At 33.5% G+C, this 21,998-nt stretch carries 25 protein-coding genes, 1 riboswitch and 1 other annotated feature; of the genes, 4 read left to right on the forward strand and 21 right to left on the reverse strand.

What is annotated here, in order from left to right:
* Positions 1 to 6: 6 nt before the first annotated feature.
* Positions 7 to 459, reverse strand: a complete 453-nt coding sequence (locus tag CIB95_RS08315) for a divergent PAP2 family protein (RefSeq protein ID WP_094924113.1) — start codon at positions 457 to 459, stop codon at positions 7 to 9.
* An 86-nt stretch (positions 460 to 545) separates the two neighbouring features.
* On the opposite strand from CIB95_RS08315, the gene sspL reads away from it, so the two are divergent.
* Positions 546 to 701 carry a small, acid-soluble spore protein L gene (gene sspL / locus CIB95_RS08320; protein WP_408607205.1) on the forward strand — a complete coding sequence of 52 codons (156 nt, stop codon included), beginning with the start codon at positions 546 to 548 and terminating at the stop codon, positions 699 to 701.
* A 76-nt stretch (positions 702 to 777) separates the two neighbouring features.
* Here sspL and CIB95_RS08325 read toward each other — a convergent pair whose 3' ends face one another.
* Positions 778 to 1,650: a 5'-3' exonuclease gene (locus CIB95_RS08325; protein WP_269844980.1), complete on the reverse strand. Its 873-nt coding sequence runs from the start codon at positions 1,648 to 1,650 to the stop codon at positions 778 to 780.
* Between the two features lie 107 nt (positions 1,651 to 1,757).
* Positions 1,758 to 1,898 (reverse strand): hypothetical protein, encoded by a 141-nt coding sequence (locus CIB95_RS16340; protein ID WP_094924116.1) that lies wholly within the window; start codon positions 1,896 to 1,898, stop codon positions 1,758 to 1,760.
* A gap of 144 nt (positions 1,899 to 2,042) precedes the next feature.
* On the opposite strand from CIB95_RS16340, the gene CIB95_RS08335 reads away from it, so the two are divergent.
* On the forward strand, positions 2,043 to 2,426 hold the full coding sequence (locus tag CIB95_RS08335; RefSeq protein WP_094924118.1) for a VOC family protein: 384 nt from the start codon (positions 2,043 to 2,045) through the stop codon (positions 2,424 to 2,426).
* Between the two features lie 61 nt (positions 2,427 to 2,487).
* Here the strand turns inward: CIB95_RS08335 and CIB95_RS08340 are convergent, their stop codons facing one another.
* The 7 genes from CIB95_RS08340 to CIB95_RS08370 form a co-directional block, all read right to left on the reverse strand.
* The gene (locus tag CIB95_RS08340) at positions 2,488 to 2,814 is read right to left on the reverse strand and encodes a hypothetical protein (RefSeq protein ID WP_094924120.1); all 327 of its coding nucleotides are present in this window, start codon (positions 2,812 to 2,814) and stop codon (positions 2,488 to 2,490) included.
* Between the two features lie 34 nt (positions 2,815 to 2,848).
* On the reverse strand, positions 2,849 to 4,540 hold the full coding sequence (locus tag CIB95_RS08345) for a M3 family oligoendopeptidase (protein ID WP_094924122.1): 1,692 nt from the start codon (positions 4,538 to 4,540) through the stop codon (positions 2,849 to 2,851).
* Between the two features lie 78 nt (positions 4,541 to 4,618).
* The gene (locus CIB95_RS08350) at positions 4,619 to 5,023 is read right to left on the reverse strand and encodes a DUF4878 domain-containing protein (RefSeq protein ID WP_094924124.1); all 405 of its coding nucleotides are present in this window, start codon (positions 5,021 to 5,023) and stop codon (positions 4,619 to 4,621) included.
* A gap of 125 nt (positions 5,024 to 5,148) precedes the next feature.
* Positions 5,149 to 5,676, reverse strand: a complete 528-nt coding sequence (locus CIB95_RS08355; protein WP_094924126.1) for a DUF420 domain-containing protein — start codon at positions 5,674 to 5,676, stop codon at positions 5,149 to 5,151.
* 155 nt (positions 5,677 to 5,831) lie between these two features.
* Positions 5,832 to 6,629: an energy-coupling factor transporter transmembrane component T family protein gene (locus CIB95_RS08360; protein ID WP_094924128.1), complete on the reverse strand. Its 798-nt coding sequence runs from the start codon at positions 6,627 to 6,629 to the stop codon at positions 5,832 to 5,834.
* The gene (locus CIB95_RS08365) at positions 6,619 to 8,100 is read right to left on the reverse strand and encodes an ABC transporter ATP-binding protein (protein WP_094924130.1); all 1,482 of its coding nucleotides are present in this window, start codon (positions 8,098 to 8,100) and stop codon (positions 6,619 to 6,621) included. The genes CIB95_RS08360 and CIB95_RS08365 overlap by 11 nt, the downstream gene beginning before the upstream one ends.
* 13 nt (positions 8,101 to 8,113) lie before the next feature.
* Positions 8,114 to 8,719 (reverse strand): ECF transporter S component, encoded by a 606-nt coding sequence (locus tag CIB95_RS08370; RefSeq protein WP_094924132.1) that lies wholly within the window; start codon positions 8,717 to 8,719, stop codon positions 8,114 to 8,116.
* Positions 8,720 to 8,818: 99 nt separating this feature from the next.
* Positions 8,819 to 8,924: riboswitch (TPP riboswitch) on the reverse strand.
* Positions 8,925 to 9,089: 165 nt separating this feature from the next.
* Here CIB95_RS08370 and CIB95_RS08375 point away from each other — a divergent pair.
* A complete protein-coding gene (locus CIB95_RS08375; RefSeq protein ID WP_094924134.1) occupies positions 9,090 to 10,034 on the forward strand; it encodes an AEC family transporter in 945 nt (314 codons plus the stop codon).
* Positions 10,035 to 10,070: 36 nt separating this feature from the next.
* On the opposite strand, the gene CIB95_RS08380 is transcribed toward CIB95_RS08375, so the two are convergent.
* Positions 10,071 to 11,453 carry a glycine--tRNA ligase gene (locus tag CIB95_RS08380; protein WP_094924136.1) on the reverse strand — a complete coding sequence of 461 codons (1,383 nt, stop codon included), beginning with the start codon at positions 11,451 to 11,453 and terminating at the stop codon, positions 10,071 to 10,073.
* Between the two features lie 80 nt (positions 11,454 to 11,533).
* Positions 11,534 to 11,708, reverse strand: a binding site (T-box leader).
* Positions 11,709 to 11,865: 157 nt separating this feature from the next.
* On the opposite strand from CIB95_RS08380, the gene CIB95_RS08385 reads away from it, so the two are divergent.
* Positions 11,866 to 12,780, forward strand: a complete 915-nt coding sequence (locus CIB95_RS08385; protein ID WP_094924138.1) for a zinc dependent phospholipase C family protein — start codon at positions 11,866 to 11,868, stop codon at positions 12,778 to 12,780.
* A gap of 481 nt (positions 12,781 to 13,261) precedes the next feature.
* Here the strand turns inward: CIB95_RS08385 and CIB95_RS08390 are convergent, their stop codons facing one another.
* From CIB95_RS08390 to CIB95_RS08440, 10 genes are all read right to left on the reverse strand, one after another.
* Positions 13,262 to 14,533: an MFS transporter gene (locus tag CIB95_RS08390; RefSeq protein WP_094924140.1), complete on the reverse strand. Its 1,272-nt coding sequence runs from the start codon at positions 14,531 to 14,533 to the stop codon at positions 13,262 to 13,264.
* Positions 14,534 to 14,613: 80 nt separating this feature from the next.
* Positions 14,614 to 15,192: a glycerol-3-phosphate acyltransferase gene (locus CIB95_RS08395; RefSeq protein WP_094924142.1), complete on the reverse strand. Its 579-nt coding sequence runs from the start codon at positions 15,190 to 15,192 to the stop codon at positions 14,614 to 14,616.
* A 77-nt stretch (positions 15,193 to 15,269) separates the two neighbouring features.
* Positions 15,270 to 16,661 carry a class II fumarate hydratase gene (fumC, locus tag CIB95_RS08400; RefSeq protein ID WP_094924143.1) on the reverse strand — a complete coding sequence of 464 codons (1,392 nt, stop codon included), beginning with the start codon at positions 16,659 to 16,661 and terminating at the stop codon, positions 15,270 to 15,272.
* 36 nt (positions 16,662 to 16,697) lie between these two features.
* On the reverse strand, positions 16,698 to 17,171 hold the full coding sequence (locus tag CIB95_RS08405; RefSeq protein ID WP_233143993.1) for a GNAT family N-acetyltransferase: 474 nt from the start codon (positions 17,169 to 17,171) through the stop codon (positions 16,698 to 16,700).
* A 156-nt stretch (positions 17,172 to 17,327) separates the two neighbouring features.
* The gene (locus CIB95_RS08410; protein WP_094924145.1) at positions 17,328 to 18,155 is read right to left on the reverse strand and encodes a sulfurtransferase; all 828 of its coding nucleotides are present in this window, start codon (positions 18,153 to 18,155) and stop codon (positions 17,328 to 17,330) included.
* Positions 18,156 to 18,177: 22 nt separating this feature from the next.
* Positions 18,178 to 18,444 (reverse strand): DUF2533 family protein, encoded by a 267-nt coding sequence (locus CIB95_RS08415; RefSeq protein ID WP_094924147.1) that lies wholly within the window; start codon positions 18,442 to 18,444, stop codon positions 18,178 to 18,180.
* 205 nt (positions 18,445 to 18,649) lie between these two features.
* The gene (locus tag CIB95_RS08425; protein WP_158217588.1) at positions 18,650 to 19,408 is read right to left on the reverse strand and encodes a DNA polymerase beta superfamily protein; all 759 of its coding nucleotides are present in this window, start codon (positions 19,406 to 19,408) and stop codon (positions 18,650 to 18,652) included.
* 25 nt (positions 19,409 to 19,433) lie between these two features.
* Positions 19,434 to 19,976 carry an isoprenylcysteine carboxyl methyltransferase family protein gene (locus CIB95_RS08430; RefSeq protein ID WP_094924151.1) on the reverse strand — a complete coding sequence of 181 codons (543 nt, stop codon included), beginning with the start codon at positions 19,974 to 19,976 and terminating at the stop codon, positions 19,434 to 19,436.
* A gap of 1 nt (position 19,977) precedes the next feature.
* Positions 19,978 to 21,081, reverse strand: coding sequence for a type III polyketide synthase (locus tag CIB95_RS08435; protein ID WP_094924153.1), 1,104 nt, complete (start codon positions 21,079 to 21,081; stop codon positions 19,978 to 19,980).
* Between the two features lie 133 nt (positions 21,082 to 21,214).
* Complete coding sequence (locus CIB95_RS08440; protein WP_094924155.1) at positions 21,215 to 21,886, reverse strand: phosphatase PAP2 family protein; 672 nt, start codon at positions 21,884 to 21,886, stop codon at positions 21,215 to 21,217.
* Positions 21,887 to 21,998: the final 112 nt, after the last annotated feature.

Raw genomic sequence — 21,998 nt, forward strand, 5'->3', positions numbered from 1 at the left:
GCTTTTTTATTTTGATAAGGATGCACTAATTGCTCCTAGTAATACTCCAAGTACAGCTCCTCCAGCAACCTCTTCAGGTTGGTGACCAAGCATTTCTTTTAGTTCTTTTTCACGGCGTGTGTGAAATACTCCAGGGTGGTCGCCTGCTAACTTTTCTACTTCTTCATCTAAATCATTTACTTGAATAGCTATTTCACCAGCATGACGCCTAATTCCTTGTGCATCATACATAACAATTAATCCAAAAATTGTTGCAAGAGCAAAATCAACTGACGTAAATCCTTTTTTCAAGCCGACATACGTCGCTAAAGAAGAAACTCCAGCCGAATGAGAACTCGGCATTCCCCCTGTTGAAAATATTGTTTTAATAATCCCTTCGTCCTTGTCTTTTGCAAAAGGAATTTTCAATACTTGTGCTATTCCAATTGAACATAAAGCAGTAGCTATCGCACGATTCATCATCTCACCTCAATTAATATTGTTTTATTGCGAATCAGTTTCTATGCACATATTTTTATGGGGTTTTGCAAAACGTAATAATGGAGGTGAGTGAATTGGCAACTCATAAAAGTAATAAAGATAACCGTGGTTCAGTAGCATCAAGTGTAAATCCACAAGGACATAGTAAAGATGCCGGAATAGAAAATGAACCTAAGACAGAACTGGAAAACCGAGCTAAGAAACGGAACACGAAATCTTAAAAACGTAGAAGTGTAATAGTTGTTGATTTAACTTCCCTAAAAAAAAACACGAACTGTTCTCCAGTTCGTGTGATACTTAGCCTATTAATTTCATTAAATTCTTAAATTCAAGTTCTTCAAACTTAAACTTTACTACTTCAGGTATCATGTTCCATTCTGCTTCATCAATATTGCATTCTAAAGGTACGTCACAACGAATAGTAGCTAAGTCTCTTGATAAATGAAGCATATCAAGGTCTGCTTCAATTTTCTTACGGATTCCAGCTGATAATGATGATAAATTCTCTAAAATCCCTTCAATACTACCGTGTTCAGCTAGTAACTTTAATGCTGTTTTTTCTCCGATACCTTTTACACCAGGATAATTGTCACTCGTATCACCCATTAAACCTTTTAAGTCTATAAACTGAGCAGGAGTTAAGTTCTTCTCTTCCAATAGTGTATCTGGACCATAAACCGCATAATTTCCAATGCCTTTTTTCATAATAATTACTTTTATATTATCGTCGACTAGTTGAAGAATATCTTTGTCACCAGTAAGGATTTTAACCTCTAATTCTTCAGAAGCGTATTGTTTAGCAATTGTTCCGATACAATCGTCTGCTTCATAGCCAACCACCCCAATATTCGGTACACTAAAACTATCAACAACTTCTTTAACTAAATCAAATTGAGGAATTAACTCGACTGGCGCTTCATCTCGGTTAGCTTTGTATTCTGTATATTGTTCCGTGCGGAATGTTTTACTACCCATGTCCCAGCAACAAATAACATGACTTGGATTAAAAGTTTCGATCGAATCCCAAAAGTACTTTACAAATCCATGGACAGCATTTGTTGGCAACCCTTTACTAGTTTTCATAATGTATCCACTGAATGAAGATGCAAAATACGCTCTAAACAAAAGCGCCATCCCATCTACTAATAATAAAGATTTTTTTTCTGACAAATTAATCGCCCCTCTCCCATTTTCCAACTTCTATTTTAACATGAAATACATAAGAAAAAACCTCTTCCTGTAGAAAGGAAAGAGGTTCCAAATACTTACAAACTAATTTATTTATTTTTAGGATTACTCATTTTTTTCGTTTCTACTTCCGCATATGAAGCAAATTCTGCGTCTTGAGAACGTTTTTGCATTTGTTTTGCATTATTATTTCGCATAGCATTTGCATTTGCATTTTTAGTTTTACCCATTCTTCCACCACCCCTTTCCTAATGTTTCTACTATTTGTAAAATCAGTGTAAATCATTCGTGTTATGTTGCAGCATAAAATTAGATGTGTTAAAAAGTTATGCTAAACTGTAAATAGATAATGGAAGAGGAAAGGAAGAATTATGTTGAGGATTAAATTAACTAGTGTATTTGTAGAAGACCAAGAAAAGGCATTGAAATTTTATACAGAAGTTTTAGGATTTATTAAGAAGACAGAATTACCTGCAGGTGAATACAAATGGCTAACTGTCGTTTCTAAAGAAGGCTCTCAGGATCTAGAATTATTACTTGAACCAAATCAGCACCCTGCGGCTAAAGTGTACCAAAAAGAGATTTATGATGCAGGTATTCCAATTACTGCATTTGAAGTGGACGATATGGACAAAGAATTTATTCGACTAAAAAGTTTAGGAGTAAGATTTAAGCAAGAACCGATGCAAGCTGGTGATGTAACAATTGCTGTTTTTGACGATACTTGTGGAAACTTAATTCAATTATATCAAGCATGATGAGCAAGTTATAAAAGAGTAGATAAAAACGCAGGGAGATGGTATCCCTGCGTCTTTCATTCTATGCATAGTTGTTAACGACGAAATCGCTAAATTCTAAATAAAACCATGTAACTCCAAACATAATTATTAAAATAAAAATGAGAAGTAACCTTGCCATATCAAGGTTCGTATTTAACTTTAAGCTAAATACTATACCTAATACGACTGAAATTGGCAGTATGAAATATATGTGGCCATACTCCAATAATTGGCGATCTAATTGATAGCGAAGCACTTTTAATAAAGGCCATGTAGGATAATCAAAAGGGATAAGTTTTATGCTTAATGTAGCTAAGGCATAAAAACTTATGATAAATCCTATAATGAATTTTTTATAAGAAAACATTTAGGGATAAGCACTCCTATCCACATTATAAGATTTATTTTAAAGCATCCAATTCTTCTGAAATAAACTCCATTAATTCTTTTACCATCTTCGCAGAAAAATCAAAGGATATACCAGCTGTTTCATAAACTTCTGGTAACGATTTTGACTTTCCTAAAGAAAGTGCTTTTTTATAGTTTTCAACAGCTTTTTCTGGGTTTTCTTTGAATTGTTTGTACATTTGTACTGCACCAAGCTGAGCTATTACGTATTCAATGTAATAGAACGGAACTTCAAAAATATGAAGGGTCATTACCCAACGGTTTGCAAGTGCATCTTCATATCCTGAGAAGTCAGTATTACTTGCGAAGAACTGTTTTGCTAACTGATAAAACTTTTCGTTCCTTTCCTCTTTCGAATGCGAAGGATTTTCATACATCCAATGTTGGAACTGGTCAATTACCACTCCATGTGGCAAGAACTTAATTATGCCTTCTAATTGTTCTCTCTTTGCACGCTTTAAATCTTCTTCATTATCATAAAATTGATCCCATAAATGCATTGAGAATAACTCCATTGTCATACTCGCTAGCTCTGCAGACTCCATCGGTGTATCCTTATATTCAGAAAGCGGCAGTTGTTCTTTGTACATATTATGAATACAATGGCCCATTTCATGGACTAATGTTGTTAAATCTGACTGGTTTCCTGTAGCATTCATAAAGATGAATGAAAGATTAGATACCGGTAGCGGCGCACAAAAACCACCAGGTGATTTTCCTTTTCGGTTTTCTAAATCTAACATGTCTCGCTTATTCATTTCAGAAATTAAATTGCCGAACTTAGGATCAATTTTATTTAACATTGTTTCTGTTCCAGAAATTAATTCTTCTACATTTTTAAATGGTTTTAGTGGCAGTTTTCCTTCTGGTACTGCTTGTACGTCCCATGGTCTATAATTCGAAACATTTATTTCCGCTTGATGTTTTTTTTCTAATGCTTCTTTTAAAGGGACAACATGTTCTTTAATTGCAGCTGCTAATTCATGACAATCTTCTGCAGTATATGAGAAGCGCTCATATTTTTTAAACATAAAGTCTCTATAATTAGCAACATCAGCATTTTTGGCTTTTTCCTCACGAATCTTAATTAAGTCTGACATTATATCGCCTAGTTCATTATTTTTAGAAAGAAGCGATTCATGCACTAATTTCCAGGCTTTCTCACGCACAGTACGGTCACTATCTTTTAGAAAAACTGCCATTTGACTTAATGTTTTTTCTTCACCATTCCAGTTAACTGTTAAGCTTCCCGTAATCTCAAAGTAACGCGTAGAAAGTTTTTCCTCTTCTACCTCTAGCTGAATATTATCTTCTCTAAATAAATTAATAGCATTTTCTTTACTTAGTATGTATTGCTCATAATAACTAGTATCTAAAGCATGGCGAAATTCACTATTGTAAAATTTCTCATCATACTTCGCTGTATACTTTTTTATTAATGGCTGAATAACTTCTGAGTCATGTTGGTAAGCCTTCTTAATGTCTTGATCTGTATTATCACATTGTAAGGCAATATAATGTCCAGTTAACGTTTCTTCAATTTCTTCAAGGACAACTGATTTATCTTGCAACCATTGGACTAAATCACTTGTTGACTTTATTTCTACATTTAAAAGCGTTTCTAGCTTATCCTTAACGAGGTTCTCATCATTTAGAGGTATATTTTCTTGATAAAATTTTTTCATTTAATACCACACCTATTCTTATTATTAGTTATACATAGAAATAGCTCCTGCCAATTGACAAGAGCTACAATAAACTTTCTATAGGTTTTCTGAAATAACCCACCATTTATCGTCTCTTTTCAGTAGTTGAATTTGTGCTTCCTTTTCAGTAGCCATACCATCAACAACGATTGTAACAGTAACGTTTACGATTTTTCGACCGTCTTCTCCATCTTCAGTGGAACCCATCTCATATGAATGAAGAATTTTATCATTTTTACTAGCCTCAGCCGTTTCCGTCATTTCCTCTATTGTTGTACCTAAGTAATCCGCAATTTCTTGTAGATGTTCTTGGTCTAACAAACTAACCATTGCCTTAATATCTTGTTTTTTCATTGATTTTAAGTACAATTCTGCTGTAGCTTCGGGTGAATCTTGATTATTACAAGCCATTAATACAACTGTCATAAATAAAAGTGTCATCATTACTACCAATTTTTTCATATTTTATCTCTCCTCTATGAAGTAAAATCACTGTAAGCCTATCTTACCATAAATATATTAGATTTTTCTGCAAAATTATATGAACAATAAAAAAAAGCCTCCACTTAAAGTGAAGGTACTACAGTTTAGTAATATGGTGAAATCATTAAATATACAATTACGCCTGTTAAGCTTACATACAACCAAAGTGGCATAGTCCATCGAGCAATTTTGCGATGTTTTTCTACTTGCATCGTAAATCCTCGAACTACAGTCGTAAGTGCTAGAGGTACGATTACAATTGCTAATAAAATATGAGAAATAAGAATAAAGAAATAAACATATCTTATAAATCCTTCTCCACCAAAAGGTGTAGACTCTGTTAAGTAATGATAAGTAACATAAGATAGTAAAAATAACGCTGTTGTAGAAAATGCTGCAATAATAAATCGTTTGTGTAAAGTAATATTTTTCATTTTAATAGCGTAAAGTGCAGCTAGTAAAAATACAAATGTAAAACTATTAAAAATTGCATTAAACATTGGTAAGATAGTGACATCAAATCCTGTCTTCCCTTCATACCCTGGGAGGAAAAATAGGATTGCAACTAATGCATTAATAGCTATTGTTAAAATGACAATGATTGGTGTGTAGTTTTTAGTATTTTCATTCATTGGCGTCCTACTCCTTTAAACTTATTATACAATTAGTAGCATACATGAGAGGATAATAGAACGCAATAAGAAAGAGAAGTTCTAATTAATAAGAGAACATATGTCAACTTGGCTTTATTTATTTTCAAGAAAAAACTCACAAAAGATTTGTGAGTTTAATGACGAACATCAATAACTTGGAAATATGGAAATTGTAACCCGATATAATAGGTAGATATTATGATCAATATCATCAACGTGATAAAGTATAAATCCACCCTAGAAAAGCCTGTTATATAATAATACGTTCTATTTTTAGCTGCAGAAAAACGTTTTGCTTCCATTGCTACCGCTATTCGATGTGCACGACGAATACTTTGTGAGAATAGCGGAATAGTATAGCGTTTAAGGCGTAAATAAAAGCTAGTTAATCCCTTACCACTCTCTGCACCCCGGACTTTTAAAGCATACCTTAACGTTTGCAATTCATCGAATAATATAGGTAATAATCGCAATGCTGCCATAAAAGCATAAGCATATTTTGGACTTACCTTTAATTGTTGCATTAAGGAATAAAAGAGCATTACTGGGCGTGTTGTTAATGCAAACAAAAGACTTAATGACGCGAATACTAACGCACGAAAACCAATGTGAATCCCTCTGAATAAACTTTCTTCACTCACTTTCACTAATGCCCATTCAAATAAGACATTGCTACCTTTTCCAAACATAATCATCGTACTTGCAGTTGAAATGAAAATCAGAAAAAAAGGGATACTGAATAACAATATTCGTTTTTTTGGATGACCTGTCATAAAGAAAAATACGGCGTATAGGACGATCGCTAAGTTAATCATCACATTAGGGTTATGAATAAATAATACTGTAAGGAAGATTACAGTTAATAAAATTAATTTTAGACTTGGATTAATTTTATGAATCCAAGTTTCTTTAACAACGAGACTATCGTACATAGAGCTCGCTCCCCTCTAGTGACGCAGGTCTTTCACGCTTCCTAACCTCGTAATCTTCAGTTAATATTCCTTGTTCAATTTGCCAAACCCTAGTTGCAAAGTGTTCAACAATATGAAGATCATGGGTAACCATAATAATCGAAGTACCGTTTTCTTGCAATAACTGAAGGTGTTCTAAAATCTCAAACGTATTTTTTGCATCTTGACCAAAAGTTGGTTCATCAAGTAACAATACTTTTTGATTTTTTACAATTGCTGTTGCGACACTTAACCTTCTTTTTTGCCCAATTGATAATTGGTACGGGTGATTTTCTGCAAACGCCGTTAATTGAAATTGACGTAATATTTTCTCCACCCTTGGCTTTATTACTTTTTCCGGAACTTGATCTATTCTTAAGGTAAAAGCAACTTCATCATAAACTGTATTTGTAACAAACTGATATTCCGGATTCTGAAAGACAAAGGACATCTCTTCAGTTAGTTTAGTTCTTTTTGAAACTACTTTCTCAGCAAATTCATACGTTCCACTAGTTTTGATGAGTTGCATTAAGGCATGTAAAAACGTGCTCTTACCAGCTCCATTTTCCCCGATGACAGTAATCCATTCCCCTGGTTTTACTGAAGTAGAGGAAACAGCTATTTTTATTTCTTTCCCTCTATATCCTTTAAAATCATCAAGTTTCAATAAATCAGACTGCTCATTAAAGTGGATTTCTTGCTGATAACTCTTTTGTTTGCTATTTATATATTCATTCCAAACATCTGGATACCAAATACCACCACTAATTAGTTCCGCTTTATTATTAGCAAAAACATCCTCTTTTTTACCATCTGCGATAATCTGTCCATTACTGTTAAATAAGATAATTCGGTCTACAAAATCAATAACTTCATCTATTTTATGCTCAACAATAATTACAGTTTTATCTTTACTAACGTCCTTAAGTGTTTGCCAAACTTGCTTTGTACCTTCGGGGTCTAACATTGCAGTCGGCTCGTCTAAAAAAAGAACTTCTGGGTCTAATGCCAAAACAGATGCAATGGCTAGCCTTTGTTTCATTCCCCCAGAAAGATGTTGAATATTTGTGTGCAAGTTCTCTAAACGAAGATTTACAGTAGCGAGCAGTTGTTCAATACGTTCTTTCATTTCAGGTTGAGGAACTTGTAAATTCTCTAGAACAAAGGCAATTTCTTCATCAACAAAGGGCATACAAAATTGACTTTCCGGATCTTGAAATACATAAGCCCAAGATTCTGGAACATTAATACTCTCAGCTTTCATTGGCACTTCTATAGAATTTGGAATAATTCCAGCCATGACTTGTAGTAACGTCGATTTACCACAACCAGATGGACCAAGCATTAATACTTTTTCGCCTTTGCGAAAACAAAGGGATAAATCCTTAAATAATAAGGATTCTCCCCCTGGAAATTTTAGTCTTAATTTATCTACACCATAACTTGATGTCATAAGATACTCCTTTTTAATCTTCTAATGCCTCATAGTCTTTTTGCTCTACTGGGCGAACTAGATTAGTTACACCTGTAAGTTCTAATGCTTTAACGATAGCATATGCAAAAATACCAGCAATAACAATTGCCCCTAGTGTACGTGCACCAATCATAATTAATAAATTCCATAACGCTAAATCTACGATATACCCATTGAAGTAATCGACAACAAGTGACCCAATTGTCGCACCAATTGCAGCTAATGAAACAACAATTACTGAAAAACGTTTATAGCGGAATGCTGCAAAAACAAGTTCTGCTCCAATCCCTTGTATTAGACCATAAATTAATAATGGAACTCCATAAGGGCTTCCAAGGATAAACTCTCCACTAGCAGCTACTAATTCTGCAATAATTGCTACACCCGGCTTACGAATCACTAAGAATGCAATAGTTGCAGCAATAAACCACATACCATAAACAAGCTCGTTAATATGAAAGCCAAATGGAGTTACGAATGCATAAAATTGTGCCCACAATACGTAAACAACTGCAAACACTAATGCAATGACAGCGGTTACTAATATATCGGCTAATGTTAACTTACTAGATTTTCTTTCTGATACACTATTATTCATTTTAATCTCTCCCCTGAAATTATATTTGAACAATAAAAAACCTGCACTATAGATCCAGTGCAGGCAAATATGTATAAGTTGACTATCGCAGTATTAAACGTTATCGACTTATTACTTCCTTGCGCTGGTATTATCCAGATCGAGTTTTGAGGGTTAGCAATAACATTGCCTCTCAGCCAAATAGATGGCACCCCTAGTAATAATTAGTTGGTTTTTTATTGTCGCTTTCATTTTATCGGTTACTTATCTTTTTGTAAATAGTTAATTGGTTAGAAAAGAAAAATCTCCTCTATTTTTTGTTAAATGTGTATAAATAGCCCTCACCGCTCTTGTCCTATTGCAATAGAATACATGGGAGGGATTTTTAATTATGATAAGTTTTTTTTCAATCTTTAACGAATTTTTTGTTTTATTTCTCATTGCTTTTATAGGATTCAGTGCAAAGTGGTTTGGAATATTTAATAAAAAAATTGATTTTGCTTTTACGCAAATCATATTATTTATTACATTACCTCTGTTAATCATACATTCACTCGACTATAAAATTAGCTTGTATATCTTCAAAGATTTTTTATGGTTAATCTTATTGTCAGTTTTCATATTATCTATAGCAGTAATAATTGCACATTTTTTAGTCAAACCTATAAAACTGTCTAGTTCTAGAAGTGGTGTTTTTCAAGCGTTGATGATATTTGGAAACCAAGGGTTTATTGGATTCGCACTTTGTTTTCTTTTATTTAAAGAACAGGGCATTGCCTACGCCACTATATTTAATTTATTCTTTTTAATATTGATTTGGACATATGGCGTCTATTTAGTTGCCCGAGATAAAGTTAAACTTCCATTATGGAAGCTCCTGTTTAATCCAGGCTTAATCGCTACCTTAATCGGCCTTATTCTTATTACGACTCCATTAACACTTCCATACACGATATCTAAATCATTTCAACTGATTGGATTGTGTACTATTCCACTATCAATGCTGTTCATTGGAAGTTTGCTTGGAAATATTAAAAAGTCAGACTTATATTGCTATTTAAGATATTATCCGCTTTGGTTGCTTGCTTTTATGAAATTATTACTATTACCATTACTCTTATTCCCATTTTTATTACTACACATCTCATATGAAGTTATAATGGTCGCAATTATATTAACAGCAACACCATCAGCACCAACAATTGCATTGTATGCAAAATCATTTAAAGCGGATTATCGTTTAGCAACGGTAGGCGTATTTATTACAACACTTCTTGCTTGCTTAACAATTCCATTCCTGTTTTGGCTAGCATCATATTTGTTTTGTATATTCTAAAAAAGTACAGAGCTTTCACTCTGTACTTTTTTCATATTAAAATGAAGTTTTCTCTTCTAAGAAGCTCTTTAAATTTGAAATTGCCATCCTTTTTTGTTCCATCGTGTCACGGTCACGAACTGTAACCATACCATCTTCTTTAGAGTCAAAGTCATACGTAATACAATAAGGTGTTCCAATTTCGTCATGACGGCGGTAACGTTTACCGATTGAACCAGCATCATCATAATCAACCATAAAATGTTTAGCTAACTCTGCAAAGACATCTCCAGCCTCTTCTGAGAGTTTTTTAGATAGCGGGAATATCGCTGCTTTATAAGGTGCTAACGCTGGGTGGAAACGCATCACAGTTCTACTAGAACCATCTTCTAACTCTTCTACTTCGAATGCATCAATTAAGTAAGCAAGTGTTACTCTGTCAGCTCCTAATGATGGTTCGATACAATAAGGTACATAACGTTCATTAGCTTGTTGATCAAAGTATTCAAAGTCATCTCCAGAATGCTCCATATGGCGTTTTAAATCGAAGTCAGTTCTGGAAGCAATACCCCAAAGTTCTCCCCAACCAAACGGGAATTTATATTCAAAATCAATAGTCGCATTACTGTAATGAGAAAGCTCATCAGCATCATGTTCGCGAAGTCTTAAGTTATCTTCTTTCATTCCAAGATTAAGTAGCCAATCTTTCGCAAAATCTTTCCAATATTCATACCACTTCAACTCTTCACCAGGTTTACAGAAAAATTCAAGTTCCATTTGCTCGAATTCACGAGTACGGAATGTGAAATTTCCTGGAGTTATCTCGTTACGGAAGCTTTTACCTACCTGAGCAATACCAAATGGAACCTTTTTACGCATTGTGCGTTGAACATTTTTAAAGTTAACGAATATTCCTTGTGCTGTTTCCGGACGAAGGTATATTTCATTCGTACTTGATTCAGTAACCCCTTGATGCGTTTTAAACATTAAGTTAAATTGACGAACTCCTGTAAAATCTTTACTACCACATTCAGTACATGCAATATCATGCTCTTTTATTAACTCTTCCATCTTTTCAAATGGAAGTCCATCAACAATCATTTCAATTCCTTTTTCATCTAAAGCATCTTCGATAAGCTTGTCAGCACGGTGTCGAGCTTTACAAGATTTACAATCAATCATAGGATCATTGAAGTTCCCTAAGTGACCTGAAGCTTCCCAAGTTTTAGGATTCATTAAGATAGCTGCATCTAAACCAACATTGTATGGAGACTCTTGAACAAACTTTCTCCACCATGCTTTCTTAACATTATTTTTAAGTTCAGTTCCTAATGGACCATAATCCCAAGTATTTGCAAGTCCACCGTATATTTCAGAGCCAGGAAAAACAAACCCTCTATGTTTAGCATGCGAAACAATTTCTTCCATCGATTTTGTCATTACATTCTCTCCTTCATCGTTTCATATTGACCTAAGTAAATAGAAAAAACTAAAAAACTCCCATCCTTAGGCTTTATTAGCCTAGGGACGAGAGTAACCCGCGGTTCCACCCTAGTTGGTATTTAAAGAAATACCCACTTTATCAGAATAACTCGAGATTGCCGTTTCACTGAACTGTTTTACTAGGCTTACACCATCCCTAGTTCGCTTGGAAAACAATTATTTCAGCTACTATAAATCCTTCATCGTTAATTATTTAAATTTTAAAGTCATATTACCAACAAACGAACTGTAAGTCAATCATGTTATTATATAAATAGTATATGAGGTATCTTATAAATTGTTTATAAGTTACGAAATAAGCATAAAAAAGTTATAATAAACCATATGCAATTAAGAGAGGTTGGTTATTATGCCTAATGTATGGACCCATATTTTATATGGCGAAAAGATGTTGAAAGAAGCTAATACAACATTGGAAACAGAAGAAATGCAACTTTTCAAACTAGGAACTCAAGGACCAGATCCATTTTTTTATCACAACTATTTACCTTGGAAAAGTACACCTGTCGCTGAAGTTGGTTTGAAGCTGCATTATGAACATTGTGGACCCGTTCTATTAGATTTAATTAAAGGTGCAAAAATATTAAATGATAATAAAGTAAAAGCCTATGTTTTAGGCTTTGTCACTCATCATTTACTAGATAGAAACACGCATCCTTATATACATTATAAAGCTGGTTACAAAGGGAACGACCATCAAAAATTAGAAATTATTATTGATACAATTTTAATGAAAGAACATCGTAATATTGAAACTTGGAAGACGCCAGTTTATAAAGAGATTGATGTTGGAAAGTACTTATATTTACCTATTGTAAACTTATTAGAGGAAGTTATTCAAAAATATTTCACTGACACTGCAATTAAAATGCCTAACAATTATGTTGCAGATTCATATAAACATATGAAACAAGCTTTAAAAGTATTATTTGACCCATACGGTTTAAAAACGAAACTTTTAAAAGAAAAAGTTTCTTCTTTCACTTACCAAAAAGAATTTATTGAGAAAGATTACTTAAACAAAGAAAAGAAAGTTTGGTATCACCCAGCAATTAAAGACGAGGAAAGCACAGAATCTTTTTACGAGCTTTTTGAAAAAGCTGAAATAGAAGGGAAACTTTTATTTCCTGCAATTCTTTCTTTTTGGGAAGATGATAAAAATTCATATAATGATATTGAAAAGTTACTTGCAAACATATCCTATGATACTGGAAAAGATGCATCCTTAGATATTAAAAATAAATTCTCTGACTGTATCTTATAAGAAAAGCGAGGCGAACGCTCAGCGACGTAAAACCTGGAGCACTTTGTTTGAGATAAAGGAATCACAACGAGCACAGCGAGTTGATGATGACTTATCGTAAATAAAAAGTGTGAAGGTTACTAGTCGCTGTGAGCCGCAGCTGGATCAATAAAGAAAAGCGAGGCGAACGCTCAGCAGCGTAAAAAAAGCCTAGGATAAAACTAAAAGAGTTCATGCAAAAGAAGAACTTTAAAACTGGATAATATAATAGTAAATGTGGCGAAGTCAAAATGCGGAGACTCCTACGGGAAAGCCCGTGTTCGAAAGCGGTGTTTGCTTTCATTGGAGGCTGAGGCCAGGCCCGTGGAAAGCGATGGATTTTGACGGAGCATAATTATATTTTCTTATTAGTAAAAAGAATAACCGAACTCATTTAGATCGTAAATCTGAATGAGTTCGGTTATTTCTAATTTTATAACATTTTTGTCGCAGCATTATCTTTTTAATTACTATTCATAGCTTCTTCTTTACCTTTTTCGATATCTACTTTACTTAATATAAAGATTCCTGCTAGGAAAAAGACAACTAACAATAAAATACCTAATCGGTTTGAGCCTGTTAAATAACCTACATAAGCTAAGGCTGCTGGACCAAAGACAGCAGAAAACTTTGCTGAGATACCGTAAAAGCCGAAAAATTCCGCTCGTTTGTTTTTTGGAGTCATACTACCAAAAATAGAGCGAGATATAGCTTGTGCTCCACCTTGTACTAACCCTACGCAAATCGCTAAAATATAAAAATGAATTGCAGAAGTCATAAAATAGCCAAGAATAACGATGAAAACATACATCCATAAAGCAATATATAATGCTCTTTTCGGTTTAATTTTTTGTGCTAGCCAACCAAAGAAAAATGCACAAGGTATACCTACAAATTGTGTAATTAATAGCGCTTGTATTAACTCATTAGTACCAATACCAATCTCAGCACCATATATAGTTGCCATTTTAATAATGGTCGAAATACCATCATTAAAGAGCCAAAAAGCAATTAAAAAGATTAAAACTTGTTTATATTGTTTAATATCTTTAAATGTTGTAGCTACTCGCTTAAACCCTATAGAAATGTAACTTCCATTCATTTTCTCAACTACATTTTTACGTTCTTTAACATTTTTAAACATTGGAATAGAAAATACAAACCACCAAATCCCAACAGTAACGAAAGAAATTTGCGTTGCAACTGTTCCATTTGGTATATTAAACCATTCATATTTCATAATCATTGCTAAGTTAATAGCTAGTAGTATTCCACCACCGATATATCCAAACGCATAACCTCTTGCGGAAATACGATCGATTTCATTGTTATTTGCAATATCCGGTAAAAACGCGTCATAGAATGAATTTCCACCAGAGAATCCTATTGTCCCAATAATGACAATGAGTGAGGCAAATAAATAGTCACCTTCTCCAACGAATGCAAGTAACACACTTGCAATCATACCCATGTAGGCGAAGAATCTTAAAAATTTCATTTTAGAACTAGAATAATCTGCTATTGCCCCTAAAATTGGTGCTAAGAAAACGATTAAAAGCGCGGCAATTGATTGTGTATAACCCCAATATTGTGTTGCAACACCCTTATCTAAACCTGAACCAGCAACGTTTGCATAATAAATCGGGAGAACAGCCGCCATAATTGTAGTAACAAAAGCAGAATTCGCCCAATCGTACATTGTCCAGCTCCATATTTCTTTCCGTTTCGGATTCATATATAATCCCCCATTCTACTTCTATTTATAGAATAGCATATTTCTTATAAAAAACATTAAAATATTTTTATTTTTCAGACTTATTTTCTACTGCTATTAGCAGCAAATTTCTCAATAATATTTGTTCTACTTGCCCATAACAGAAGAATAACCGTTACTGTAATTAATAAAGGAACAGCAGTTGTTTCGTATGTTGCGAAGTACAAAATTGGCAGCAGAGAAAATGCACCCAAAACAGCAATTGTTGCACTCCTCGAAAGTAATGCTAATAAGACGAAAGCAGCTAGGAAATACAGAAAGGAAATGAAATCAAAAATTAAAAATGACCCGATAAATGTAGCAATTCCTTTTCCACCATGAAATTTTAAAAAGATAGGAAATAAGTGACCAACTAATACAGCTAGGAGAACAACCGCTTGTACCTCTATAGATAAACCTAGTCCTTTTGCAATAAATATTGCAACTAAGCCTTTTAACCCATCTCCTATAGCTGTAATAAAAAATGCTTTTTTACCAAATAAAGTACCTGCATTACGTGCACCAACATTTTTACTGCCCATCTCTCTAATGTCTTTACCTGCAAATATTTTTGATACTAAATAGCCGGACATAATTGAACCTAATAAATAACTAAAAATAATTACGATCATAATTTCCATATTATACACCTCAAATAAAGTATACGAAGAAATAGTTTAAAAAACTACAAAAATAAGCCGCTTCATTTAAAAAGCGGCTATTCTTGAGGGTTTATCATATTTTTAGGTTGCATTATTTGATCAAATTGCTCCTCCTTTAAATATTTCTTTTTTAATGTTGCTTCTTTTAAAGATATGTTATTTTCAAAAGCATACTTTGCAACCTCGGCCGCCTTTTCATAACCAATATAAGGGTTCAATGCCGTTACTAGCATTAAAGAACTATCAACGTAATCTTTGATTGTTTTTTCATTCGCGGTTATTCCATTTAAACATCTTGTCGTAAAATTCGTTATTCCATCAGCTAATATACGACTAGACTGCAAGAAATTATAAATTATTACTGGCTTAAATACATTTAATTCAAAGTTTCCTTGACTAGCTGCAAACCCAATCGTTGCATCGTTCCCCATTATTTGTACTGCAATCATCGTTAGTGCTTCACTTTGCGTAGGGTTCACTTTTCCCGGCATAATTGAGCTTCCAGGTTCATTGGCAGGAATTGAAATTTCACCAATTCCACATCTTGGTCCGCTAGCTAACCACCGAACGTCATTTGCAATTTTCATAGCATCCGCTGCTAGTGCTTTTAATGCGCCATGGCAATAAACGATTTCGTTATGACTAGTCAAAGCTTGAAACTTATTTTCAGATGCTTTGAATGGTAACCCTGTGATTCGTGATATTTCTTTCACCATAAATAAATCAAAATACGGATGCGTATTTACCCCTGTACCAACTGCGGTACCACCAATTGCAAGTTCCATTAAAGGCTCAATAGAATCCAGTATCATTTTTTCACATTTTTCAACCATTCGATGCCAGCCGCTCACCTCTTGCCCTAAAGTTAATGGAGTAGCATCTTGTAAGTGGGTTCTACCTATTTTTACAACGCTACTAAATTCATTACTTTTTTCCTGCAACGTACTTTTCATAATCTCTATAGATGGAAGTAATTTTGTCTTTAAGCTTAATACTGCTGCGATATGCATTGCTGTTGGAAATGTATCGTTTGAACTTTGCCCATAGTTAACATCATCATTAGGGTGAACAGTTATATTTTCTATACCAGCTTCTTTCAGTAATTCGTTTGCTCGATTTGCTATTACTTCATTTACATTCATATGTGTTTGCGTTCCACTACCAGTTTGCCATACCTTTAATGGAAAATGGGCATTCCATTTACCTGCACTAATCTCATCACAAACTGTCATAATTGCTTTTGCCTTCTTTTTATCTATCTTTTGCAAATTACAATTAACTTTTGCTGCAGCTTTTTTTAAAATAGCAAATGCCAGAATTACTTCCATTGGCATTTTATCACTACCAATATTAAAGTTTTCAATACTTCTTTGTGTTTGCGCCCCCCATAATTTCCCCTCAAGCACTTTGATCTCACCAATGGAATCTTTCTCAATTCTATAACTCATTCTTTTCATTCCTCCTTTTGCCGGAAATTGTTCCTATTAAAGTGTTCTTTCCATTTTAATAAAAGGATATTCACTGCCATTCGTTCTTTGCATGTATGTTGATACTGTTTTAAATTTTGCTTTTTTGTAAACTTTGATCGCTCTTTCATTAAACGCCGCTACAGACAGGTTTACTTTATTGATATTACTAAAATTATTTTCTATGTAATTTATTCCCCTATTTACAAAATCTAACCCTATACCTTGTCCTGTTAAGTGAGGTGCTAAACCTAAGCCAATTACTGCTTCATTTTTATGAAAAAGGAAACTAAAAAAGCCTATAAGATTTTGATTTGAATCTTTAACTGAATAGTAATTGCTTCCTCTTGCCTTTTCACTTAATAATTCTTCTAAATCTTCCAAATCATTTTCTGCATTGTAAAAGGAATATGGACCTTCATATTTCCATGATGCAATTTCTTCAGCATCTGATTGTGACATTAGCCATATTGATACATATTCTATGCTCATGATTTATCACACCTTTAACTCTTTCTTACTTTTATTGTACCCATGTTTGAAATGAGTTTAAAATGATATACACATAATTATCAGATTTATTTAATTTTAACTAGAAAAAGGGCCACCAATGAATTATTGGAGGCCCTCTATTTATCAGCATCTTTTCTATTTTTCTATTTCATTATCCTTATATGAACACCAGTCACTCCAACTACCGCCATACAGTTTTACATTTTTATACCCAGATTCGATTAAAGCTAAAATATTAGGACATGCTGTAACCCCAGATCCACAATATACTATATAAGACTTTTCTTTAGGAAGCTGTGCAAAACGAGCTTTAATTTCCTCATCACTTTTCCATTTCCCAGTTTCGTCCAACAAATCTTTCCAGAAGTAGTTTACAGCTGAAGGTATATGCCCAGCAATAGGGTCGAGCGGTTCATGAATACCTTTGTAGCGCTTTTCCTCACGTGAATCTATCAATATAGTATTATCATCAATAATCGCACGTTGAACCTCTTCCATATCAACTATTATGTCATTTTGGAAGTTGCCGACAAATTTCGTTTCTTTTACTTCAGTATGTTCATCGGATATTGGCAGTCCTGCACTTTTCCATACAGAATAGCCCCCATTAAGGATAAAAGCTTTAGTATGGCCTGCATATCGTAACAAAAACCAAAGTCTTGCTGCCATTGCTCCACCTTGGTCATCGTATATGACTACTTTTGTAGTTTTCTCTATTCCTAACCTACCAAATAACGTCTCTAACGATTTCTTACTCGGTATAGGGTGACGACCTCCATGAGTGCTTACATTACGTGATAGATCTACTTCTAAATCGCAATATACTGCACCTGGAATATGATCTTTCAAAAATAATTGCCGACCGTCGGTACCAGTAGACATAGGAAAACGACAATCTATTATTCTTATATCTTCATCATGTAAGCGATCTAATAACCATTCATCATTTACAATATACTGCACAACTGGCTCCCCCTCGGTAAAATTAATGCTTTTCTTTACTTAAAAATTGGAACACCATTTCTTTTGTGACTAATTTTCTTTCGGGCAATTCAAAATTTACTTGCTTACGATACTCATTCATTTTTTTTGAGATGTTATTTACTTCCTCTAAAGAAAACGGTTCATTATTCTTAGCAAGTGTTAGCATTGTATTTATTGCCTCTTCTCGCAATTCATCCATTTGTTGAAAGGTTTTCACCATTTTCGCTTGATTTTTTGAATGTGTTGAAATTGCTTTATGTACGGTCATTATTATCCTCCAAGATGCTTTTTCTTTTTTCCATTAATGATACTACCTGTTCTTTCGGATTCCAGCAAGAAAATTGATATTTTGGCTTCGTTTCATACTTTAACCGAGAGCAATAATAAGATGTTTTCCTATTCTCTTTGACTACCACAAAATGTTGACAAGTCGCACAACAGTGGAATGAACTGTTAATGTCCATCGAATTCTCCTAATCATGATTAATTAATTCTTTTAGTAGTAATTCATTGATATCCGCTAATGCTATCTTATCATTTTGTAGCTGTTTTATGGTAGGTAACATTCTATTTAACTTTTCATCTAAATAACCATGTAACTTTTCAACTTTTAATACTAATTTTTGCTCCATCCTTTTCACCCGGTATATTTCTTGAAACCACCCCTGTGCCTCTTCCTCAAAATTTTGTTTAAGAAGTTCAAGAAATATTATTGGTGGGTGCGTTCGCTTAGTAATTATCCAGTTTGTGACTAAATAACATCTCACACTTTGAAAAAGTAACTTGCTGTTATTGTCTTCTCTTTCGTTATATAGTTTTAAGTTGCGAACCGCCATCTGTTGGTAATGCATTGCTAATTTTAATAACGAGAAAGAATGTATCCATCTTGCTTTAATTTCCCTAATGATTTCCCCATTTTCTATATATACAATATCTGAATTCAACCACTCATATAAAGAGGAATTAGATTTAAGTAATAGATTACTCATTTTATAAATATCCCAACCATGAACTTCAATGCTCTCTGTTAATTGCAAATGAAACGCTTCTTTAGGTCTGTTTACTTTCAAATAATTATCAATTGTATGTTTATAAATAATACCAATGTCGTGATCACTGTTAGTATGTTCTACTTTATAGGCTCTAGAGCCAATTTCAACAGCATAAAGGATGGTGATATTTAATTCTTCAGCCAAATCGTATAATTTATTAATTATTAAATGCCTATCCATCCTCATCAAAACACCTTTCTAACTACTAACTCTTCTCTGGTTTAATAAAGACCTCAGAATAATTTGTTTCTCTTATTAATGCTTGTTCCTCTGCTGGAATTCGTACTTTAAACAAAATAAAAGCATTTGCAATCGAAAATACGATTAATGTTACATAGGCTTGAAAAATCATTGGGATTAAAAAAATTTCCAGGCAAACTACTAAATAATTCGGATGTTTAAAAAAGCGAAAAGGACCATTAGCTTTTACTTTTGCTCCTTCAAGAACTATTATTTTGGTGTTCCAATACTTCCCAAGCGTAACTAAAACCCATATTCTAAGCAATTGTGTCAAAATTAACAAACCGATTAAAATTGGCCACACTTGTGACAATGCTTTTTCAAAATAAAGAACTTCAATAAATAGTGAGATGAAAAAAAACACATGGAGCGAAACAATGTATTTATAATGTTCTTTTCCGACCTCGATAGCTCCTTGTTTTTTCATGAACGTTTCATTTTTTTTAGCAATATACAATTCGATAATCCGTTGGAAAATGATAAAAGTAATCAAAAATTGAAAAAACATTTTACACACTCTCCTTTCTTGTGCCTTTTAGTAACGCTAGTTCAGAACTAAAACCAGGACCTAATGAAGTCATTAAGCCAAGTTCTCCATCCTTTATTCCTTTTTTCATTGTCTCTTCAAGCACAAATATTACTGTTGTTGATGACATATTCCCATATTCCTCTAAGACGAAGCGTGAAATATCAGTCATGTTTGGTTGTAATTGTAACGCCTCTTCATAAGCGTCTAGTACTTTCTTTCCACCAGGGTGAGCAATAAAATGCGAAATATCTTTTTGTGTTACCATATTACTGTCTAAAAATTCATCTACATTTTCAGAAAACCAATTTTTAACTAAATTAGGAATACTCTTTGAAAAAACAACAAATAACCCTTCATTCTTAACATCCCAACCCATTACATCTTCGGAATCAGGTTTTAATGTAGATCTTGTGTTTATGATTTCAAATAAATTAGATGTGGCAACTTTCCTTAAAGTTTTCGCTTCTGTTCCAGAAACTAATGTACATGCGACACCGTCAGCAAATAAGGAACTTCCAACTAAGTTACTTTTTGATTTGTCATTTCGTTGAAACGTTAAGCTACAAAGCTCAACAGTAATAACAAGAACATTAGCCTTTGGATAAGCTTTACAGTAATCCATCGCACGCGCTATACCTGCAGTCCCCCCAGCACATCCCAAACCCCAAATCGGTATTCTTTTTACATGCCTAGAAAAAGGCAAAGCATTAATAATTTTCACATCAATTGTCGGAGTTGCTAGTCCTGTAGTAGATATAAAAAAAATGGCGTCAATTTCATCGTAATCCACGCTTTGTTCTAAAAAAGACTTATTTTCTAGACAACTCTTAACCGCTTCAATACTTAATTTTGTTGCATGTTCAATATAAGCGTTATTTTTCTCTTCAAATGTATGAGGCTCTTTATACCATTCAAATGGCATACAAAAATATCTTGTCCTGATTTGGCCGTTATGAAAAATTGAAAGTAGTCGATCGATATCTTCAAAGCGATCAGAAAACATCGTTTTAGCAAATGATAATGCCTCTTCTTGTTTTAAAGCATAAGGCAAATTGGCATGAGCAACGGAAGTAATAAATGGCATAGGTAATCCTCCCAGCATTTTTCTATACCGTTATCATGCTTACTATTATGTTTTATTATGCAAATTTTGGAATATTACTCCCAGGAAGAAAGTATTAAAAATACATAAAAAAGAAGCATAGAATGCATGCTTCTTATCTATTACCTATTCTACTAAGCTGACTTTTGCGCACAGTTTGATTGCTTAAGTCTATACGAACTCCAATACTAACAATAGCTTCGATTGCTTGAAAAACTACAAATCCTAAAAGGATTGCTGATACTGCATCTAGGATAACATGTTGCTTTACAAATAATGTAGATATAATAATTAACAGTGAAGTAATTGAAACCGTCATTACAACTGGTTTACTAATACCCCTTGCCTTAACAATACCGAATAGCATTAAAAAGCTCGTCAATGAATGGATACTAGGAAAGGCATTGTACGGTTCATCATTAGCATAGATTAATTTAACTAAGGAAGTGAAAAAACCTTTACCTTGTAATTCTGGCCTTGGGACATGTGTTTGAAAAACAAAATAAATTGCGTAACAAACTAACATTGAAATAAGCATTGTAGCTAATGTTTTCCAATAGATCGCTCGGTCTTTCCAAGCCAAATATGCCATGGTTAAAAAGATAAATGGATACCAAATAATATAGGGAACTATAAAAATATCAACGAAAGGAATTAACTCATCGACCTTTGTAATTAATAACTGCGCCCCACGTTGATCGTTATTTAATAAATTATAAAATGTATGAAAAAGCGGGATTAAAAGAAGCGCTGCTAGTGCTAAAACATATTGTACTAATTGCTTCATTCTGTTCACTCCTCATTTGCAAATAAAAACTATTTATCTTATAAACAATTAAATTGTTTGGGAAAATGCGACAATTTTAATTGTAACTTGTAATTGTTAATAATGAAAGGAA

The organism is Lottiidibacillus patelloidae (assembly GCF_002262935.1).
Classification (GTDB): Bacteria; Bacillota; Bacilli; order Bacillales; family SA5d-4; genus Lottiidibacillus; species Lottiidibacillus patelloidae.

Coding starts and splice junctions, on each gene's coding strand:
- CIB95_RS08350 (WP_094924124.1), bottom strand. CDS start 5,023: ATGAAAAAATTGGTAGTAATGATGACACTTTTATTTATGACAGTTGTA.
- CIB95_RS08360 (WP_094924128.1), bottom strand. CDS start 6,629: ATGTACGATAGTCTCGTTGTTAAAGAAACTTGGATTCATAAAATTAAT.
- CIB95_RS16340 (WP_094924116.1), bottom strand. CDS start 1,898: ATGGGTAAAACTAAAAATGCAAATGCAAATGCTATGCGAAATAATAAT.
- CIB95_RS08395 (WP_094924142.1), bottom strand. CDS start 15,192: ATGGAAATTATGATCGTAATTATTTTTAGTTATTTATTAGGTTCAATT.
- CIB95_RS08380 (WP_094924136.1), bottom strand. CDS start 11,453: ATGACAAAATCGATGGAAGAAATTGTTTCGCATGCTAAACATAGAGGG.
- CIB95_RS08340 (WP_094924120.1), bottom strand. CDS start 2,814: ATGTTTTCTTATAAAAAATTCATTATAGGATTTATCATAAGTTTTTAT.
- CIB95_RS08435 (WP_094924153.1), bottom strand. CDS start 21,081: ATGCCATTTATTACTTCCGTTGCTCATGCCAATTTGCCTTATGCTTTA.
- CIB95_RS08365 (WP_094924130.1), bottom strand. CDS start 8,100: ATGACATCAAGTTATGGTGTAGATAAATTAAGACTAAAATTTCCAGGG.
- fumC (WP_094924143.1), bottom strand. CDS start 16,661: ATGAGTTATAGAATTGAGAAAGATTCCATTGGTGAGATCAAAGTGCTT.
- CIB95_RS08430 (WP_094924151.1), bottom strand. CDS start 19,976: ATGTTTTTTCAATTTTTGATTACTTTTATCATTTTCCAACGGATTATC.
- CIB95_RS08315 (WP_094924113.1), bottom strand. CDS start 459: ATGAATCGTGCGATAGCTACTGCTTTATGTTCAATTGGAATAGCACAA.
- CIB95_RS08440 (WP_094924155.1), bottom strand. CDS start 21,886: ATGAAGCAATTAGTACAATATGTTTTAGCACTAGCAGCGCTTCTTTTA.
- CIB95_RS08405 (WP_233143993.1), bottom strand. CDS start 17,171: ATGAGCATAGAATATGTATCAATATGGCTAATGTCACAATCAGATGCT.
- CIB95_RS08370 (WP_094924132.1), bottom strand. CDS start 8,719: ATGAATAATAGTGTATCAGAAAGAAAATCTAGTAAGTTAACATTAGCC.
- CIB95_RS08415 (WP_094924147.1), bottom strand. CDS start 18,444: ATGACCGTACATAAAGCAATTTCAACACATTCAAAAAATCAAGCGAAA.
- CIB95_RS08385 (WP_094924138.1), top strand. CDS start 11,866: ATGCCTAATGTATGGACCCATATTTTATATGGCGAAAAGATGTTGAAA.
- CIB95_RS08355 (WP_094924126.1), bottom strand. CDS start 5,676: ATGAATGAAAATACTAAAAACTACACACCAATCATTGTCATTTTAACA.
- CIB95_RS08345 (WP_094924122.1), bottom strand. CDS start 4,540: ATGAAAAAATTTTATCAAGAAAATATACCTCTAAATGATGAGAACCTC.
- CIB95_RS08375 (WP_094924134.1), top strand. CDS start 9,090: ATGATAAGTTTTTTTTCAATCTTTAACGAATTTTTTGTTTTATTTCTC.
- CIB95_RS08425 (WP_158217588.1), bottom strand. CDS start 19,408: ATGGATAGGCATTTAATAATTAATAAATTATACGATTTGGCTGAAGAA.
- CIB95_RS08390 (WP_094924140.1), bottom strand. CDS start 14,533: ATGAATCCGAAACGGAAAGAAATATGGAGCTGGACAATGTACGATTGG.